17 protein-coding genes are annotated in these 17043 nt (G+C 68.0%); 11 read left to right on the forward strand and 6 right to left on the reverse strand.

Annotation, left to right across the window (positions count from 1 at the left end; translation table 11 throughout):
• Positions 1 to 26 precede the first annotated feature (26 nt).
• Together QZ749_RS21320 and QZ749_RS21325 are read left to right on the forward strand one after the other, a co-directional pair.
• Positions 27 to 1574 (forward strand): methyl-accepting chemotaxis protein, encoded by a 1548-nt coding sequence (locus QZ749_RS21320; RefSeq protein WP_296951082.1) that lies wholly within the window; start codon positions 27 to 29, stop codon positions 1572 to 1574.
• A 169-nt stretch (positions 1575 to 1743) separates the two neighbouring features.
• Positions 1744 to 3699: a CocE/NonD family hydrolase gene (locus tag QZ749_RS21325; RefSeq protein WP_296951085.1), complete on the forward strand. Its 1956-nt coding sequence runs from the start codon at positions 1744 to 1746 to the stop codon at positions 3697 to 3699.
• Between the two features lie 48 nt (positions 3700 to 3747).
• On the opposite strand, the gene QZ749_RS21330 is transcribed toward QZ749_RS21325, so the two are convergent.
• From QZ749_RS21330 to QZ749_RS21340, 3 genes are read right to left on the reverse strand one after another with little or no spacing between them, the layout of a single operon-like run.
• Positions 3748 to 4011, reverse strand: coding sequence for a DUF6587 family protein (locus tag QZ749_RS21330; RefSeq protein WP_296951087.1), 264 nt, complete (start codon positions 4009 to 4011; stop codon positions 3748 to 3750).
• A 1-nt stretch (position 4012) separates the two neighbouring features.
• Positions 4013 to 5902 (reverse strand): ferrous iron transporter B, encoded by a 1890-nt coding sequence (locus tag QZ749_RS21335; RefSeq protein WP_296951090.1) that lies wholly within the window; start codon positions 5900 to 5902, stop codon positions 4013 to 4015.
• Between the two features lie 13 nt (positions 5903 to 5915).
• Positions 5916 to 6185: a FeoA family protein gene (locus QZ749_RS21340; protein WP_296951092.1), complete on the reverse strand. Its 270-nt coding sequence runs from the start codon at positions 6183 to 6185 to the stop codon at positions 5916 to 5918.
• Between the two features lie 250 nt (positions 6186 to 6435).
• Between QZ749_RS21340 and QZ749_RS21345 the strand changes: the two genes are divergently transcribed.
• The 3 genes from QZ749_RS21345 (at position 6436) to bfr (ending at position 8038) form a co-directional block, all read left to right on the forward strand.
• Positions 6436 to 6654, forward strand: a complete 219-nt coding sequence (locus QZ749_RS21345; protein ID WP_296951096.1) for a bacterioferritin-associated ferredoxin — start codon at positions 6436 to 6438, stop codon at positions 6652 to 6654.
• Between the two features lie 124 nt (positions 6655 to 6778).
• Entirely contained in the window at positions 6779 to 7456 is a 678-nt protein-coding gene (locus QZ749_RS21350) for a PepSY-associated TM helix domain-containing protein (protein WP_296951099.1), read from the forward strand.
• 111 nt (positions 7457 to 7567) lie between these two features.
• Positions 7568 to 8038: a bacterioferritin gene (bfr, locus tag QZ749_RS21355; RefSeq protein WP_296951102.1), complete on the forward strand. Its 471-nt coding sequence runs from the start codon at positions 7568 to 7570 to the stop codon at positions 8036 to 8038.
• Positions 8039 to 8122: 84 nt separating this feature from the next.
• Here bfr and QZ749_RS21360 read toward each other — a convergent pair whose 3' ends face one another.
• Both QZ749_RS21360 and QZ749_RS21365 read right to left on the reverse strand, forming a co-directional pair.
• Positions 8123 to 9049, reverse strand: a complete 927-nt coding sequence (locus tag QZ749_RS21360) for a PfkB family carbohydrate kinase (protein ID WP_296951105.1) — start codon at positions 9047 to 9049, stop codon at positions 8123 to 8125.
• Positions 9050 to 9065: 16 nt separating this feature from the next.
• A complete protein-coding gene (locus QZ749_RS21365) occupies positions 9066 to 9680 on the reverse strand; it encodes a glutathione S-transferase family protein (RefSeq protein ID WP_296951106.1) in 615 nt (204 codons plus the stop codon).
• A gap of 148 nt (positions 9681 to 9828) precedes the next feature.
• Between QZ749_RS21365 and purB the strand changes: the two genes are divergently transcribed.
• The 4 genes from purB (at position 9829) to QZ749_RS21385 (ending at position 13311) form a co-directional block, all read left to right on the forward strand.
• Positions 9829 to 11208 carry an adenylosuccinate lyase gene (gene purB, locus QZ749_RS21370; protein ID WP_296951109.1) on the forward strand — a complete coding sequence of 460 codons (1380 nt, stop codon included), beginning with the start codon at positions 9829 to 9831 and terminating at the stop codon, positions 11206 to 11208.
• A 400-nt stretch (positions 11209 to 11608) separates the two neighbouring features.
• On the forward strand, positions 11609 to 12148 hold the full coding sequence (locus tag QZ749_RS21375) for a cytochrome b (protein WP_296951112.1): 540 nt from the start codon (positions 11609 to 11611) through the stop codon (positions 12146 to 12148).
• A 10-nt stretch (positions 12149 to 12158) separates the two neighbouring features.
• Entirely contained in the window at positions 12159 to 12713 is a 555-nt protein-coding gene (locus tag QZ749_RS21380) for a YceI family protein (RefSeq protein ID WP_296951114.1), read from the forward strand.
• 25 nt (positions 12714 to 12738) lie between these two features.
• Positions 12739 to 13311: a YceI family protein gene (locus QZ749_RS21385; RefSeq protein ID WP_296951118.1), complete on the forward strand. Its 573-nt coding sequence runs from the start codon at positions 12739 to 12741 to the stop codon at positions 13309 to 13311.
• Between the two features lie 92 nt (positions 13312 to 13403).
• Here the strand turns inward: QZ749_RS21385 and QZ749_RS21390 are convergent, their stop codons facing one another.
• Positions 13404 to 14906 carry a hypothetical protein gene (locus QZ749_RS21390; protein WP_296951121.1) on the reverse strand — a complete coding sequence of 501 codons (1503 nt, stop codon included), beginning with the start codon at positions 14904 to 14906 and terminating at the stop codon, positions 13404 to 13406.
• Positions 14907 to 15182: 276 nt separating this feature from the next.
• Here QZ749_RS21390 and QZ749_RS21395 point away from each other — a divergent pair, with 276 nt between their 5' ends.
• Both QZ749_RS21395 and cls read left to right on the forward strand, forming a co-directional pair.
• Positions 15183 to 15452, forward strand: coding sequence for a GlsB/YeaQ/YmgE family stress response membrane protein (locus QZ749_RS21395; RefSeq protein WP_020656446.1), 270 nt, complete (start codon positions 15183 to 15185; stop codon positions 15450 to 15452).
• A 102-nt stretch (positions 15453 to 15554) separates the two neighbouring features.
• On the forward strand, positions 15555 to 16814 hold the full coding sequence (gene cls / locus QZ749_RS21400; RefSeq protein WP_296951134.1) for a cardiolipin synthase: 1260 nt from the start codon (positions 15555 to 15557) through the stop codon (positions 16812 to 16814).
• Positions 16815 to 17043: the final 229 nt, after the last annotated feature.

Here is a 17043-nt window from a genome sequence, read left to right on the forward strand (position 1 = left end):
TCGCTTTACTCTCTCCCTTTCCCCCCATGACTTTCCTCTCCCGCCTGAGCATTGCCAGGAAGCTGGCGCTGCTGACCTTCGTCACCGGCCTGGGCATCCTGCTCGTCGCCACCGCCTTCCTGTGGTCGGAACGCCGCCTCATCCTCGAAGAACGCAGCCGCGCCGTGCGCCAGGCCGTCGAGGTGGCCGTCGGCATCGTCGCACGCTACCAGCAGCAGGCCGCCAGCGGCGCCCTGCCGGAAGCCGAGGCCAAGCGCGCCGCGCTGGAAGCGCTGCGTCCGCTGCGCTACGACGGCGCCGAATACTTCTGGGTCAACGACATGGCGCCGCGCATGCTGATGCATCCGGTGTCGCCCAAGCTCGAAGGCCAGGAACTCGGCGCCATCGCCGACCCGCAGGGCCTGCACCTGTTCCGGGCCTTCGTCGACACGGTCAACGCCAGCGGCGGCGGTTTCGTCGACTACCTGTGGCCCAAGCCGGGCAGCGCGCAGCCGGTGCCCAAGTCGGCCTACGTGCAGGGCATCCCGGGCTGGCACTGGATCGTCGGCTCGGGCGTCTACATGGATGCGGTGGACGCGGTGTTCTGGCCGCGCGTGGGCCTGTTCGCGGGCGCGGCCGCGCTGCTGGCCGGCGCGCTGATGCTGTGCGGGACGGCGGTGTCGCGCAGCATCCGCACGCCGCTGGAACGGGCCGTCGCGCTGGCGCACACGGTGGCCGCCGGCGACCTCAGCACGGACATCGAGGTGCGCGGCAACGACGAGACGGCGCGCCTGCTGGCGGCGCTGCGCGAGATGAACGCCAGCCTGTCCGGCATCGTCGGCGCGGTCGACACGGGCATCCGCACCATCGCCAGCGCCGCGACCCAGATCGCCAGCGGCAACCAGGACCTGTCCGGCCGTACCGAGCAGCAGGCCGGGGCGCTGGAGGAAACCGCCGCCACGATGGAGGAGCTGACCGGCGCCGTCCAGCAGAACGCGGCCAATGCGCGCCACGCCAGCAGCCTGGCCAGCGGCGCCAGCACCGTGGCGCGGCGCGGCGGCGAGGTGGTCGGCCAGGTGGTCGAGACCATGGACGCGATCGACGCCTCGGCGCGCCGCATCGCCGACATCACCGGCGTCATCGACGGCATCGCCTTCCAGACCAATATCCTGGCGCTGAACGCGGCCGTGGAAGCGGCGCGCGCCGGCGAACAGGGCCGCGGCTTCGCCGTCGTCGCCGGCGAGGTGCGCTCGCTGGCCCAGCGCGCCGCCGCCGCCGCGAAGGAAATCAAGGGGCTGACCGAGGACTCGGTGCGCCAGGTGGGCGACGGCGCCAGGCTGGTGCGCCAGGCCGGCGACACGATGCGCGAGATCGTCGACAGCATCGACCGCGTGAATACGCTGGTCGGCGAGATCGCCGGGGCCAGCGCCCAGCAGCAGGAAGGGATCCAGCAGGTGAACGGCGCGATCGCCGGCATGGACGGCGCGACCCAGCGGAACGCCGCCCTGGTCGAGGAAGCCGCCGCCGCCGCGGGCGCGCTGAACGACCAGGCGCGCCACCTGGCGCAGGTGTTCCGCGTGTTCAAGGTGGCGTAGGGTGGACGGCTATGCCGTCCACGCGTTCAACCGGCGCCGATCGCGTGCGCGGCAAACCAGCCGGTGCGTATCGCCGCGTGGGCGGCGGAGCCGCCCACCCTACGGTATCATCCCTCAATGCAACTTTCGACAAGCTTGCACATTCAACCCGTACCTTAGTGGAGACCCGATGTCGCGCCCGATCCTGCCGTCCCTGACCATCCTCGCTTCCCTGGTCGCCGCCCTGCCCGGCGGCGCCCAGGCCCAGACATCGCCGATGGCGCCCGACATCCCGTCCTCGAAGTTCGCCACCAACGTTCCCGACGCCGACTACGTCAAGCAGGAAGTCATGATCCCGATGCGCGACGGCGTCAAGCTGTACACCGTCATCGTGGTCCCGAAGGCCGTCATGGCCGGCAAGGCGCCGATCATGCTGACCCGTACCCCGTACAACGCCGCCGGCCGCGCCGGCCGCATGAAGAGCCCGCACATCGCCTCGATGCTGCCCGACGGCGACGACGCCTTCATCGAGAACGGCTACATCCGCGTGTTCCAGGACGTGCGCGGCAAGTACGGCTCGGAGGGCGACTACGTGATGACGCGCCCGGTGCGCGGCCCGCTCAACGACACCCGGGTCGACCACAGTACCGACGCCTGGGACACCATCGACTGGCTGGTGAAGAACCTCCCGCAGTCGAACGGCAGGGTCGGCATGGTCGGCTCCTCGTACGAGGGCTTCACCGTGCTGATGGCGCTGGCCGAGCCGCACCCGGCGCTGAAGGCGGCCGTGCCGATGAGCCCGATGGTCGACGGCTGGCGCGGCGACGACTGGTTCCACAACGGCGCCTTCCGCAATCCCAACCTGTCCTACATCGCCGGCCAGAACGCGGCGCGCGGCAAGGGCGAGCAGATCGTCACCGGCACCTACGACGACTACGACGCCTTCCTGCGCGCCGGCTCGACCGGCGACTTCGCGCACGTCTACGGCGTCGACCAGCTGAACTTCACCAAAAAGCTGTTCGAGCACCCGGCCTACGACAGCTTCTGGCAGGAACAGGCGCTGGACCGCATCCTGGCCAAGAAGCCGCTGAAGGTGCCGACCATGACCGTGGTGGGCCGCTGGGACCAGGAAGACATCTACGGCGCCTACGCGACCTATGCCGCCGTCGAGCCGCAGGACAAGGACAACAAGATGAATTCGCTGGTGGTGGGTCCGTGGCGCCACAGCGGCGTGAACTACGAGGGTTCGACGCTGGGTGCGCTGAAGTTCACCGGCGACACCGCCCAGCAGTTCCGGCGCGACGTCATGCTGCCCTTCTTCAACCAGTACCTGAAGGACGGCGCCCCGGCCTTCGACACGCCGCCGGTATGGTCCTACCAGACCGGCGTCAACCGCTGGCGCCGCCTCGACCGGTGGCCGCTGGCGCCGGCCGCGAAGCCGCTGTACCTGAAGCCGGGCTTCGGGCTGGCGTTCGAGAAGACCGAGGGCAAGGTCGACAAGAACGCGGCGTTCGACGAATACGTGTCCGACCCGGCCAAGCCGGTGCCGTTCGTGCCGCGTCCGGTGCGCATGGGCGACGGCAACGTCTGGAAGCCGTGGCTGGTGACCGACCAGCGCTCCTACTCGGACCGCACCGACGTCGTCACCTACGTGAGCAGCCCCCTGAAGGCGCCGCTGCAGCTGGCCGGCCAGCCGATGGTCAACCTGTTCGCCTCGACCTCGGGCACGGACAGCGACTGGGTGGTCAAGCTGATCGACGTGTACCCGGACGAGGTCGCGGCCCAGCCGGAACTGGGCGGCTACCAGCTGCCGATCGCGATGGACATCTTCCGCGGCCGCTACCGCCAGGCGCTGGACAAGCCGCTGGCGATCCCGCCGAACAAGGCCGAGCGCTACCGCTTCGCGCTGCCGAACGTCGACCACGTGTTCCTGCCGGGCCACCGCATCATGGTGCAGGTGCAGTCGAGCTGGTTCCCGCTGTACGACCGCAATCCGCAGACGTACGTAGAGAACATCTTCCACGCCAAGCCGGGCGACTACCGCAAGGCGACCCAGCGCATCTACCATGCGCCGGGGCTGGAGAGCGCGATCGAGTTGCCGGTGGTAGAGGGGGCAGAGCCCGGTGTCGGGGTCAAGGGGCTCTGACCCCGGTGTTCAGCCGCGACGCCGCGCCCGAGCGGTGTGGCTCGCGGATCAGCGCCGCACGTGCAGCTGGATGACCTTGCGCCCCTTGCCGTCCTGCGGCGGCATCGCCGGCGCGCAGGTGCCGCAAGTGTCGCAGCCGCTGCCGCAGCCGGCATCCGCGCCGCCCAGCCAGGCGGCGACGCGGCCCTTGCCGCTGCCGCGCGAGACCACGTGGACGAGGCGCTGGCGCCACGTCCGGGGCAGGTACTTGCGTCCCGCCGCCAGCAGCGCGGCGGCGACGACGACGACGACGATCAGGTATTGCGCCAGCATCTCAGCCTCCCAGGGAAAGCGCCACGCGGTAGGTGATGAAGGAAGCCGCGTAGGCCAGTGCGAACATGTAGCCGGCCATCAGCAGCGCGTAGCGGGTGCGGCCGGTCTCGCGGCGCACCACCGACAGCGTCGACAGGCACTGCGGCGCGAACACGTACCAGGCCAGCAGCGACAGCGCGGTGGCCAGGCTCCACGACGAGGCGATGATCGGGGTCAGCGCGGTGGCGACGTCGTCGCCGGCGGACGACAGCGCGTACACGGTGCCCAGCGCGCCGACGGCCACTTCGCGCGCCGCCATGCCCGGCACCAGCGCGATGCAGATCTGCCAGCCGAAGCCGATCGGCGCGAAGATGACTTCCAGCGCGCGGCCCAGCATGCCGGCCACGCTGTAGTAGATCGGCGGGTGCGTCGCGCCTTCCGGGGCGCCCGGGAAGCTCGACAGGAACCAGACCAGGATCATCAGGGTCAGGATGGTGGTGCCGACGCGCGTCAGGAAGATGCGCGCGCGTTCCCACAGGCCCAGCGCCAGGTTGTGCAGGTGCGGCCAGTGGTAGGCCGGCAGTTCCAGCATCAGCGGCTGCTGGCCCTTGGCGCCCATGCTGCGCTTGAAGAACCAGGCCACCGCCATGGCGCTGACGATGCCGGCCACGTACAGCAGGAACAGCACCAGGCCCTGCAGGTTGACGCCCCAGCCGACCTCGCGGTCCGGGATGAAGGCGGCGATCACCAGCGCGTACACCGGCAGGCGCGCCGAGCACGTCATCAGCGGCGCGATCATGATCGTGACCAGGCGGTCGCGCGGGTTCTGGATCGTGCGCGCCGCCATCACGCCGGGGATCGCGCAGGCGAACGAGGACAGCAGCGGGATGAACGCGCGCCCGGACAGGCCCACGCCGCCCATCATGCGGTCGAGCAGGAAGGCCGCGCGCGGCAGGTAGCCGCAGTCTTCCAGGATCAGGATGAAGAAGAACAGGATCAGGATCTGCGGCAGGAACACCAGCACGCTGCCGACGCCGCCGAAGATGCCGTCCACGATCAGGCTGTGCAACGGTCCCTCGTCCATGCCGGCGCTGACCCAGACGCCGAGCGCGCCGACGCCGTCCTTGATGGCGTCCATGATCGGCGCGGCCCAGCTGAACACGGCCTGGAAGATCAGGAACATCAGCGCGGCCAGGATGACCGGGCCGGCGACCGGGTGCAGCACGACCTGGTCGATCTGCTCGCTCAGGTTGCCGGTGTCCTTGTCGAAGCTGACGGTGGCGTCGATGATGCGGCGCACCTCGCGCTGGGTTTCCTCGACCGGGACGGCGTCGATGGCGGCCAGCCCCAGCGGCCGCGCGCCGCTGGCGAGCGGCAGCGCCTCGAGGGCGGCCAGCAGGCCCTTCTCGCCGCCGGCCTGGACCGCGACGGTCTCGACCACGGGCATGCCCAGTTCCTGCGCCAGGCGCGCGGTGTCGATCTCGATGCCGCGCTTTTTGGCGACGTCGACCATGTTCAGCGCCAGCACCATCGGCAGGCCGAGGCGCTTGATCTCGAGGACCAGGCGCAGGTTCAGGCGCAGGTTGGTGGCGTTGACGACGCACACCACGGCATCCGGCGGCTGTTCGCCGGCGCGCAGGCCAGCCACCACGTCGCGCGTGATCGCTTCGTCGGGGGTGTGCGCGGTCAGGCTGTAGGCGCCCGGCAGGTCGAGCACGCGCAGGGCGCGCCCGCCCGGGAGGGTGAAGCTGCCTTCCTTGCGTTCGATGGTGACGCCGGCGTAGTTCGCGACCTTCTGGCGCGCGCCGGTAAGACGGTTGAACAGCGCGGTCTTGCCGCAGTTCGGATTCCCCAGCAGGGCGATGAGCGGGGTCTTCGCGGCCGCCTGGACCTGCTGTTCTACTGCTCCCATTGCATGTTTCCGTTCATTCCGGCTGGATCGAGATCAGCGCGGCTTCGAAGCGGCGCAGGGCGAAGGTCGACTGGCCGACCTTGACGGCGATCGGCCCGCCCGTCAGGCCACGCTTGAGCATGCGGATGCGCTCCCCCGGGACGAAGCCGAGCTCCATCAGGCGGCGCGACACGTCGATGCCGCCGTCGCGCTCCGCCGTGGCGTTGGGCTGGAGCGTGATCACGGTGCCGGTCTGGCCGGCCTTGAGCGCGTCGAGCGTGGTGAGGGTGGGTGCAAGAGTCATGGTGTCGCTTCCGTAAAGAGGTGTAGCGCTGCGGTCACAGATGTGTGCATCATAAACCTAAATGCGAATTATTTCTATTTGCGGTTTGTCTACTTCCCGTAAAGCACGTCAAATATCCTGCGCACGGCTGACGAAAACGCTTGCGTTAGCGCCACGACTTCTGGAGAATACGAAGATGAATGAGAATGATTCGCATTATAGGCAAAGCAACATTGCCTGGTGCGCATCCCACACTATCCGGAATCGCCCCATGATCGTCTGCGTTTGCAACAACATCTCCGACCGCGAAATCCGCCAGGCGGTCGACCTCGGCCTCACCTCGATGGCCGACCTCCACAAACAACTCGGTGTCGGCACCTGCTGCGGCAAATGCGTCAGCTATGCGCGCGAAGTCATGCACGAACACCTGGACGGCAGGACCGCCGTCACCGAACTGCGCCGCACCCCGGCCGCCGGCGTGACGGCCTGATCCGCAAGCGGGCGGCCGTCCGGCCGCGCGCCCGCCGATTGCTGCGCACAATCCTCGCATGCGCCCGTCCGTATCGGTCCGGGTCTTGGTAGTATGTGGATTCCGACGCATCCAGGTCAGTCCCATGCCCGTGATCCCGTTCCGCTCGCCGCGAGCGCCCTTCAAGGTCGAACCGCCCCCCACCCCGTCGCGGCGCGCCGTCGCCGTCGAGCGGCTGCGCCGGATGCACGTCTGGATCGGCCTGTGGGGCGCCGTGCTGGGCCTGCTGCTCGGCGGCACCGCCATCCTCCTCAACCACCAGGCTTCCCTGCAGCCCGCCAGCGCCGTCCCCGCGGTCGTCCAGGTCGCGCTGCCCCAGCCGGCGCCGGCCACCCCGCGCGCCCTGGCCGACTGGCTCGGCGCCACGCTCGGGCTCGGGCAGGCGCCCGCGCGGGTGACGGCCGAGGCCGCGCGGCCGGTCGCCTGGGACGGGCGCACGCTGGCGCAGCCGGCGCGCTGGCGCGCCACCTTCGCGGCGCCGTCCGGCGCCATCCAGGCCGAATACTGGGTCGGCAACCAGTACGTCACCGTGCGGCGCGGCGGCAACGACCTGTTCGCCGCCCTGTCCAACCTGCACAAGGCCACCGGCATGGATGCCGCCTGGGTGCTGCTGGTCGACATGCTGGCCGGCTCGATCATGTTGCTGTCCCTGTCCGGCATGGCGTTGTGGGCGCTCACCAGCCGCCTGCGCACGGTCGGCATCGCGATCGGCGCGGCGTCGGTGCTGGTGGCGCTGGGCGCGCTGGCGCTGGCCGCGCTGTAGCGCAGCCCGGGCGGGACCGTAAAGGATGGCGACGCCGGCCGCCGGGATATCCGGCGGGACCATCGTTTGCTATGATGCCGAGGTTAATCAACACAGAGATAAAGGCATTCCATGAAGGGCGATCCGAACATCATCCGTCTGCTGAACGCACAGCTGACCAACGAACTCACCGCGATCAACCAGTATTTCCTGCATGCGCGCATGTACAAGCACTGGGGCTTCGAGCGCCTGGGCAAGAAGGAATACGAGGAATCGATCGGCGAGATGAAGCATGCCGACAAGCTGATCGACCGCATCCTGATGCTGGACGGCCTGCCGAACCTGCAGGCGCTGCACAAGCTGCTGATCGGCGAATCGGCGCAGGAAATGCTGGAATGCGACCTGAAGCTGGAGCGTGCGGCGCAGGCCACCGTCAAGGAAGGCATCGCCGCCGCCGAAGTCGCGCACGACTACGTGTCGCGCGACCTGTTCCTGATGATCCTGGAAGACACCGAGGAACACATCGAGTGGCTGGAGACGCAGCTGGACCTGATCGTCAAGGTCGGCATCCAGAACTACCTGCAAAGCCAGATCGGCGAATAAGCACCTGCCGCGCCAGGCCGCTTTCGTAGGGTGCGCACCCCGTGCGCACCAGGCGCGCACCAGGCACGCGTGTCGTGCCTGGCATCAACGCCAGCGCGCCACCCACTTGTCGTAGAAGTTCATGTCGCGCGGCACCGCGCCCGGTACCGCGCAGATCGCCCCGGCGAACTCGTTCGCCCGCGCCAGCGTCAGCTCGAGCGGCCAGCCGCGCTCCCGTCCCAGCATGACGATCGCCGAGAAGGCGTCGCCCGCGCCCGCCGTGTCGATCACGAACGGCGGCGCCGGATTGTCGCGGTTGGCCACCAGGCTGCCGTCGGCACCGAAGTACACCGAGCCGCGGTGCCCCAGCGTGACGATCAGCGCGTCCAGCGCAAACCGGTCCACCAGCGCGCGGCAGGCCGCGTGCACTTCCTCGGCCGCGAGCGGCGGGGCGTCCGGTCCGATCTGGAAATACCACTGGAACAGCGCCTGCAGTTCCGCCTCGTTGACCTTGGCGACATCGGCCGCCGTCAGCGCGCGCGTGACCAGCGGCTCGTCCGCCTGGCCGGGACGCAGGTTCAGGTCGAGGAAGCGCTGCGCCGACGTGGCGCCGAGCACGGCGGCCAGCGCCAGGCGCGAGCATTCCTCGCGCTGGGCCAGCGTGCCGAAGTACACGACGGGCGCGTCGGCGACGTGCGCCGCGGCCACGCTGGCGGCGGCCCGCTCGGGATCGATGAAGTCGTAGGCCTGGCGCGGCAGCAGCGTGAAGCGCTGGCCGGCCTGGGTGCGCTCGACCAGCATGCGCCCGGTTTCCTCCAGGGCGTCGACCTGCACGCCGATCTCCGGCATCACGAAGCGCTCGAATTCGGCGCGCACGGCCAGGCCGTTGCGGTCGTCGCCGATGCGCGTGATCACGAGGGGCGGCGCCAGGAAGGCGGCCAGGTGGCGCGCCACGTTGAACGGGGCGCCGCCGACGACCTGCTCGGCCGGGAATTCCTCGACCAGCGCCTCGCCGAAGACGATGCTGCTCATGGTGCGCTCGCTCCGCTCACGCGACGGTGGGCACCGTGTCCTTGAAGGACTGGCGTTCGGACAGCTTGTCGAACAGGCGCGCCAGGTTCGGATAGTCGCCGCGCCAGTCGATGTCGGGGAAGCGGAACGCCAGCCAGCCCAGCACGCAGCCGACCGCGACGTCGGCCAGCGTGTAGTGGATGCCCATGCAGAACGGCTGCTCGCCCAGGTTCTCGGCCATGACCTTCAGGCCCGCGTGCACCTTGCTCATCTGGCGCTCGCTCCATGCCTGGCTGCGTTCGCCGTCCTTGCGCCAGGTGCGCTCCAGATAGGCCAGCACCGCCGCGTCGCCGACGCCGTCGGCCAGCGCTTCCCAGACCTTGACGTTGGCGCGGTCGCGGCTGTTGGCCGGCAGCAGCTTGCACACCGGCGTGAGCGTGTCGAGGTATTCGGCGATCACGCGCGAGTCGTACATCGCGCTGCCGTCCTCCATCACGAGGCAGGGCACCTTGCCGAGCGGATTGGACGCGGCAATCCGCGTTTCCGCCGCCCAGACGTTTTCCAGCTCGAACACATAGTCGAGCTTCTTTTCTGCCAGGACGACGCGCGCCTTGCGCACATAAGGGCTGGTGACGGAACCGATGAGTTTCATACATGCTCAGTTTAGGGGGACGACGGACAGTATAACATCGGGGCATGGGCGCCAGAGACCGGGCGGCGGCCCTGCAACGCCTTCGCCGAAGGGACTTGACAAGGCGGCCGGTGGTAGAATCCAGGCTTTTGCACACACCGCTCCCGCCATGACTTCCTCCACCTCCTCCTCGACCCTGTCGGCCCTGTCCCCGCTGGACGGCCGCTATGCCGCCAAGACCGACAAGCTGCGCCCGATCCTGTCGGAAGCCGGCTTCATGCACCACCGCGTGAAGGTGGAAATCGCCTGGCTGCAGGCGCTGGCGCAGGCCGGCTTCGCCGAACTGAAGCCCTTCTCGCCCGAGGCGTCGGCGCTGCTGGACAAGCTGGCCGCCGGCTTCTCGGAAAGCGACGCCGCCCGCATCAAGGAAATCGAGGCCGTCACCAACCACGACGTCAAGGCCGTCGAGTACTGGCTGAAGGAACAGGTGAAGGACGTGCCGGAACTGGTCGCGGCCAGCGAATTCATCCACTTCGCCTGCACCTCCGAAGACATCAACAACACCTCGCACGGCATGATGCTGAAAGCCGCCCGCGACGGCGTGCTGCTGCCGTCGCTGCAGGCCATCGTCGCCAGGCTGACCGAGATCGCCCACGTCAACGCCGACCTGCCGATGCTGTCGCGCACCCACGGCCAGACCGCCAGCCCGACCACCCTGGGCAAGGAATTCGCCAACGTCGTGGCACGCCTGCAGCGCGCCATCAAGCGCATCGCCGACGTCGAGATCCTCGGCAAGATGAACGGCGCCGTGGGCAACTACAACGCGCACCTGGCCGCCTACCCCGGCTTCGACTGGCCGGCGTTCTCGCAGGACGTGATCGAGCAGCGCCTGGGCCTGGTGTTCAACCCGTACACCATCCAGATCGAGCCGCACGACTACATGGCCGAACTGTTCGACGCCATCGCTCGCACCAACACCATCCTGCTCGACCTGAACCGCGACATCTGGACCTATGTGTCGCTGGGCTACTTCAAGCAGAAGCTGAAGGCCGGCGAGATCGGCTCGTCGACCATGCCCCACAAGGTCAACCCGATCGACTTCGAGAATTCGGAGGGCAACCTGGGCCTGGCCAACGCCACCCTGCGCCACATGGCCGACAAGCTGCCGGTCTCGCGCATGCAGCGCGACCTGACCGACTCGACCGTGCTGCGCAATATCGGCGTCGGCTTCGGCTACGCGCTGCTGGCCTACGACAGCTGCCTGCGCGGCCTGAACAAGCTCGAAGTCAACCCGGCGCGCCTGGAGCAGGACCTGGACGCGAACTGGGAAGTGCTGGCCGAGCCGGTCCAGACCGTGATGCGCCGCTACGGCATCGAGAATCCCTACGAGCAACTGAAGGAACTGACCCGCGGCAAGGGCATCACCCGCGAGGCGCTGCAGGAATTCATCGGCAAGCTCGCCATGCCGCAGGAAGCGAAGGACCTGCTGCTGGCCATGACCCCGGCCAACTACACGGGCCTGGCGGCGCAGCTGGCCAAGGCGATCTGATCACGGCCAGTTGCGTTAGCACGTCGCCCCGGCGCAGGCCGGGGTCAAATTTTGCATGCGCTACCACGGTGCGAAAAAATTCGGCCCCGGCCTGCGCCGGGGCGACGGCGTTGCGGGCAATGATCTTGTCTCAGTCAAATAGACCTAGCGAAAACCGGGGCGCGTCCCCGGTTTTTTCATGCCTGCACGCCCCACGATTGTTCCATTAACCGAACAATGTTATCCGTTCATCTGGCTTCCTGCCGATATTTGGAACCGTTAAAGTGTCTCCATGGCATGACACGCCGGCACCGGGATTCGTGATAGTGTGCACGTGGAAATGCTTCGGCCTGCCAATGCCTGAAAACATTGGTAAGATTTGGTTCTAATCCGTACTATCAGCCCCAGCAGGAGCCGCAGCATGCAGCAGCGCTACACCACCACCGCCATCGTCATCCACTGGCTGATCGCCGTGCTGATCGTCGGCGCCTTCACGCTGGGCCTGGTGATGACGGACATCCCCGGCTTCTCGATGACCAAGCTGAAATACTTCGCCTGGCACAAATGGGCCGGCGTGACGGTGCTGGCGCTGGCCACGCTGCGCCTGCTGTGGCGCCTGTTCCACCGTCCGCCGGCGCTGCCGGACACGATGCCGGCCTGGCAGCGCGGCGCCGCCCACGGCCTGCACCACCTGCTGTACGTGTTCATGTTCGCCGTGCCGCTGTCGGGCTACTTCTACACGCTGGCGGCCGGTTTCCCGGTCGTGTACTTCAACCTGTTCACGCTGCCGGTCCTGATCGCCAAGAATCCCGATCTCGCGGCGACGCTCAAGACCGTCCATTATTGGCTCAACATGGCCATGGCCGCCCTCGTCGCCCTGCACGTGCTGGCCGCACTGAAACACACCATCGTCGACCGCGACGGCACCATGCGCCGCATGCTGCCCGGCCGTTCCCACTAAGGAGAAAACCATGCAAACCATCCGTACCGCCGTCGCCGCGATCCTGGCCGGCACCGCGCTGGTGGCCAGTGCCGCCGCGCTCAAGACCGACGCCGCCCACAGCAGCGTCACCGCCACCTTCAAGCAGATGAACGTGCCGGTCGAATCGCCGTTCAAGCGATTCACCGCCGCCATCGACTACGATGCCGCGCATCCGGAAAAGGCGACGGCGCGCGTCGACATCGACACGGCCAGCTTCGATATCGGCCAGGCCGACTACAACAAGGAGATCGCCAAGAAGGAATGGTTCAACTCGGCCCAGTTCCCGAAGGCGACCTTCGTGTCGACCGCGATCAAGCCGGCCGGCGCCGGCAAGCTGAACGTCACCGGCAACCTCACCATCAAGGGCAAGACCGCGCCCGTGTCCTTCCCGCTGACCGTGAAGGCCGAAGGCGGCAAGCAAGTGTTCGAGGGCCAGCTGCCGATCAAGCGCCTGACCTACAACATCGGCGAAGGCGAGTGGAAGGACACGAGCATGGTCGCCGACGATGTCGTCATCAAGTTCCGCGTCGCCGCGGGACAATAACAACCACCACCACAGAGGATCCACTATGAAACTGAAGCACCTGGGCATGGCCCTGCTGGCAGCCGCCTTCGCATCGAGCGCCTTCGCCGCCGACACCTACAAGATCGAGACGAACCACACCTACCCGAGCTTCGAAGCCGACCACTTCGGCGGCCTGTCGACCTGGCGCGGCAAGTTCAACAAGAGCGACGGCACCATCGTGCTGGACCGCGCCGCCAAGACCGGCACCGTCGACATCACCATCGACGCCACCACGATCGACTTCGGCCACGACAAGATGAACGAACACGCCAAGGGCCCCGACATGTTCGACGTGGCCAAGTTCCCGACCGCCACCTACAAGGGCAAGGTCGTGTTCAAGGGCGACGTCCCGGCGTCGGTCGACGGCCAGCTGACCCTGCACGGCGTGACCAAGCCGGTCACCCTGGCGATCAACAAGTTCAAGTGCATCCAGCACCCGATGCTCAAGCGCGAAGTGTGCGGCGCCGACGCCTCGGCCACCTTCAACCGCGCCGACTTCGGCGTCGACTACGGCGTCAAGATGGGCTTCAATCCGGAAGTCAAGCTGGCGATCCAGGTCGAAGCCGTCAAGCAGTAATCGACGTTCGACGGTCGCAAGAAAAAGCCCCGGGGGCCGCAAGGCCCACGGGGCTTTTTGTCGCGTGGACGGCCGCGCCGTCCACTGCCGGATCAGCGGCTGCCGCGATCCAGGTCACGTCCCGGCACGTTGCCCTCGACGCGATCCCAGGCGGCGCGGCTGGCCGACTGCGCCTGCGACCACGACAGGCGCGACGTGCCCTTCACGCGATCCCATTCATCGGCCATGTGCGGCGCGGCCAGGTCGTAGTTCGGGAAGCGGCGCGCGTTGTTGTAGCCCAGCGCGTAGGCCGGCGAGTAGTCGTCGTAGGTGTAGCCCGGGTTGTAGTACGGCTGGGTCTGGTAGTTGCTGCGCCAGTAGGCGTCTTCCTCGGTCGGGTTGACCAGGTGGCCCGCGCCCTTGCCGACCATGCCGCCGGCAATGCCGCCGATGGCCGCGCCGGCCGCCATGCCCACCGGGCCGCCCACCGCGCCCAGCGCCGCGCCGGCCATGGCGCCGCCGCCCGCGCCGACGCCGCCGGCCAGGTGATGTTCGTGCAGTTCATCGCCGGTCTTCGGGTTGGCGACTTCGCCGGCGCCCTTGCCGACCATGTCGCCGGCGATGCCGCCCGCGACCGCGCCGGCCACCATGCCGATCGGACCGCCCGCCGCGCCCGCCGCCGCGCCCAGCGCCGCGCCGGCGCCGGCACCGGTGCCCTGCGCCAGGTTATGTTCCTGCAGCTTGTCGTCGACCTTCGGATTCACGACCTCGCCCGCGCCACGGCCGGCCGCGCCGCCGGCCAGGCCGCCGATCGCGGCGCCCGCCGCCATGCCCACCGGGCCGGCCACCGCACCGGCGGCGGCGCCCATCGCCGCGCCCGTGCCGGCGCCCACGCCCTTGGCCAGGTAGTGCTGGCTCAGGTCGTCGCCGCCTTTCGGGTTGACGACTTCGCCCACGCCCTTGCCGGCCATGCCGCCGGTGATGCCGCCGATCGCGGCGCCCGCGGCCATGCCGATCGGACCGGCAGCGGCGCCGATGGCGGCGCCGGTGGCCGCGCCCGCGGCGGCGCCGATGCCGGCGCCGATCACGTGCGAGCCGCCTTCATCGCTGAAGGCCTTGTGGATGTGCGTCACGTCCTCGTCGCTGCGGGCGTTCACGCCCATCAGGATGCCGCCGCGCTCGATGCCTTCCTCGTAGTGCTTGACGCGTTCTTCCGGAATGCCCGCGCCGATCAGCGCGCCGATCAGCCCGCCGGTGATGCCACCCGCGCCGGCGCCGGCCAGGCCGGCCGCCAGCGGACCCGCCACGACCAGGCCCAGGCCCGGCAGCACCAGCGTGGTGCCCAGCGCGGCCACGCCGGCCAGCACGGCGCCGATGGTGCCGCCGATGCCGGCGCCCGCGGCCGCGCCTTCGGCGGCCTTGCTGCCCAGTTCCGTCTCGGTATCGCCGAAATGGGTCTTGCGGGTGCTGTCCGACATCATCAGGTTGACGTCGTCCTTGCCGTAGCCGCGGGTCGAGATGGTGTTGTAGGCGCGTTCGGCGCTGGCGCGGTCGGGGAACAGGCCGGTAACCATGCGGCTCTGCTTGGTGTCACGGGTGGTGTCGTAGTTGCTCATGATCGGTCCTTTCGAGGTCGGTGTGCGGTTGCACTGCTTGTGTTCGGTGATGCCAGTGGGGCCAACGATAGGCCTGTCGAGCCGCTCACCTCTGTTCGGTGACGCACCGTGCACGGGACATTCCGCACCACAAGAGGACAGGCAGAACGCGCGGCAGGTTTGCGCATCTAACGTTCGTTGCCGCACCGACCCCGGGTCGCGCACATCCCTAGACTGCATGCATGGCCTCGGCAATCAATTGGCCTGCGGTATGTTTTCCAACTTGAGGAGGAAGCAATGTTATTCATTATCTGGATCGTCGTAGGTGGCATTCTCGGCTGGCTCGCCAGCATGGTGATGAAGACGGATGCCGAGCAGGGCATGATTCTGAACGTCGTGGTCGGCATCGTCGGCGCCTTCCTGGGCGGCTGGCTGCTGTCGCCACTGTTCGGTTCGGGCACCATCAACTCGGACGACTTCAGCGTTTCGTCGCTGCTGGTCTCGTTCCTGGGCGCCGTGATCCTGCTGGCCATCGTGAACCTGCTGCGTCGCGGCCGCGTCCGCTAAGCAGCAGAGCGTACTTCCTGAAAACCAACGCTCAACGGCGTTGGTTTTTTTACGCCCCAAGATCGAGCTCATCCATTCAAGACCATGCGTATCAAGCGTCCCATGATCGTCCTGCTTTCCTGTATCGCCACGCTCGTGGCCGGCCTGCTCGTGCTGAATTTCTTGCCAGGCGAAAAGAAGATCCAGACCCAGCTCACGCGCGAGTACGAAACCAACGACCCGCAATTCCGCCGCTCGCTCGGCGTGCTGCTGGGCCCGCCCATCGTCGAGGGCAACAAGGTCGAGGTGCTGATCAACGGCGACCGCATCTTCCCCGCCATGCTCGACGCGATCCGCGGCGCGCAGAAGACCATCAATTTCGAAACCTACATCTACTGGTCGGAAACCATCGGCCGCGAATTCGCCGACGCGCTGGCCGAACGGGCGCGCGCCGGCGTCAAGGTGCACCTGCTGCTCGACTGGATCGGCAGCATCAAGATCGACGAGGCTTCACTCAAGGAAATGCACGATGCCGGTGTGGAAGTTCACCGCTACCACAAGCCGGTGTGGTGGAAGCTGGCGCGCCTGAACAACCGCACGCACCGCAAGCTGCTCGTCGTCGACGGGCGCGTCGGCTTCACGGGCGGCGTCGGCATCGCCGACAAGTGGCGCGGCGACGGCCAGGACAAGGACCACTGGCGCGACACCCATTTCCGCGTCGAGGGTCCGGTGGTCGGCCAGATGCAGGCCGTGTTCAACGACAACTGGACCAAGGCCACCGGCGTCGTGCTCGACGGCGAGGAGTATTTCCCGCACCTGGAACCGGCCGGCACGATGCCGGCCCAGATGTTCTCCAGCTCGCCGACCGGCGGCAGCGAGAGCATGCACCTGATGTACCTGATGGCGATCACGGCCGCGCGCCACACGATCCACCTGTCGAACTCGTATTTCGTGCCGGACGAACTGGCCGTGCAGGCGCTGGTCGCGGCGGCGAAGCGCGGCGTCGACGTGCGCATCATCACGCCCGGCCCCATCATCGATTCCGACATCGTGCGCGCCGCCTCGCGCGAGCGCTGGGGCGCATTGCTGGCCGCCGGCATCAAGATGGCCGAGTACCAGCCGACCATGTTCCACGTAAAAGCCCTCGTCGTCGATTCCCTGCTGGTCTCGGTGGGTTCGACCAACTTCGACAACCGCTCGTTCAGCATCAACGACGAAGCCAACCTGAACGTGCTCGACCCCGCCTTCGCGAAGGCGCAGGAAGCCGTGTTCGAGGCCGACTGGCAGCGCGCCCGGCCGATCACCCTGCAGCAGTGGGAAAACCGCCCGCTGACCGACAAGGCGGCCGGCAAGATCGCCGACCTGATCGGCGCGCAATTGTAGGGTGGACGGGTCCCCCGTCCACGCGTTCGCCCGGTGCGTGAACGGCCTCCGCGGACACGCATCCGCCGCCGGAACACGTGGACGGCGGCGCCGCCCACCCTGCGCGAGATCGGCAAGCGCGCCGCCGCGCAGGCAGGCGGGACATACATATAGTTAGCGCTCACAAGGAATTAGCGGTTGACGTTGGGCTATCGCTTTATGGATACTGTCGCGTGCTCCCCGGAGCCCA

Source organism: uncultured Massilia sp., from assembly GCF_913773735.1.
In the GTDB taxonomy this organism is placed as follows: domain Bacteria; phylum Pseudomonadota; class Gammaproteobacteria; order Burkholderiales; family Burkholderiaceae_D; genus Telluria.

What these genes read in the sequence shown, in the direction of transcription:
- QZ749_RS21385 (WP_296951118.1), top strand. Translation starts at nt 12,739, where the DNA reads ATGAAACTGAAGCACCTGGGCATGGCCCTGCTGGCAGCCGCCTTCGCA.
- QZ749_RS21340 (WP_296951092.1), bottom strand. Translation starts at nt 6,185, where the DNA reads ATGACTCTTGCACCCACCCTCACCACGCTCGACGCGCTCAAGGCCGGC.
- QZ749_RS21380 (WP_296951114.1), top strand. Translation starts at nt 12,159, where the DNA reads ATGCAAACCATCCGTACCGCCGTCGCCGCGATCCTGGCCGGCACCGCG.
- QZ749_RS21365 (WP_296951106.1), bottom strand. Translation starts at nt 9,680, where the DNA reads ATGAAACTCATCGGTTCCGTCACCAGCCCTTATGTGCGCAAGGCGCGC.
- QZ749_RS21375 (WP_296951112.1), top strand. Translation starts at nt 11,609, where the DNA reads ATGCAGCAGCGCTACACCACCACCGCCATCGTCATCCACTGGCTGATC.
- QZ749_RS21390 (WP_296951121.1), bottom strand. Translation starts at nt 14,906, where the DNA reads ATGAGCAACTACGACACCACCCGTGACACCAAGCAGAGCCGCATGGTT.
- QZ749_RS21395 (WP_020656446.1), top strand. Translation starts at nt 15,183, where the DNA reads ATGTTATTCATTATCTGGATCGTCGTAGGTGGCATTCTCGGCTGGCTC.
- QZ749_RS21325 (WP_296951085.1), top strand. Translation starts at nt 1,744, where the DNA reads ATGTCGCGCCCGATCCTGCCGTCCCTGACCATCCTCGCTTCCCTGGTC.
- QZ749_RS21360 (WP_296951105.1), bottom strand. Translation starts at nt 9,049, where the DNA reads ATGAGCAGCATCGTCTTCGGCGAGGCGCTGGTCGAGGAATTCCCGGCC.
- purB (WP_296951109.1), top strand. Translation starts at nt 9,829, where the DNA reads ATGACTTCCTCCACCTCCTCCTCGACCCTGTCGGCCCTGTCCCCGCTG.
- QZ749_RS21345 (WP_296951096.1), top strand. Translation starts at nt 6,436, where the DNA reads ATGATCGTCTGCGTTTGCAACAACATCTCCGACCGCGAAATCCGCCAG.
- bfr (WP_296951102.1), top strand. Translation starts at nt 7,568, where the DNA reads ATGAAGGGCGATCCGAACATCATCCGTCTGCTGAACGCACAGCTGACC.
- QZ749_RS21335 (WP_296951090.1), bottom strand. Translation starts at nt 5,902, where the DNA reads ATGGGAGCAGTAGAACAGCAGGTCCAGGCGGCCGCGAAGACCCCGCTC.
- cls (WP_296951134.1), top strand. Translation starts at nt 15,555, where the DNA reads ATGATCGTCCTGCTTTCCTGTATCGCCACGCTCGTGGCCGGCCTGCTC.
- QZ749_RS21330 (WP_296951087.1), bottom strand. Translation starts at nt 4,011, where the DNA reads ATGCTGGCGCAATACCTGATCGTCGTCGTCGTCGTCGCCGCCGCGCTG.
- QZ749_RS21350 (WP_296951099.1), top strand. Translation starts at nt 6,779, where the DNA reads ATGCCCGTGATCCCGTTCCGCTCGCCGCGAGCGCCCTTCAAGGTCGAA.
- QZ749_RS21320 (WP_296951082.1), top strand. Translation starts at nt 27, where the DNA reads ATGACTTTCCTCTCCCGCCTGAGCATTGCCAGGAAGCTGGCGCTGCTG.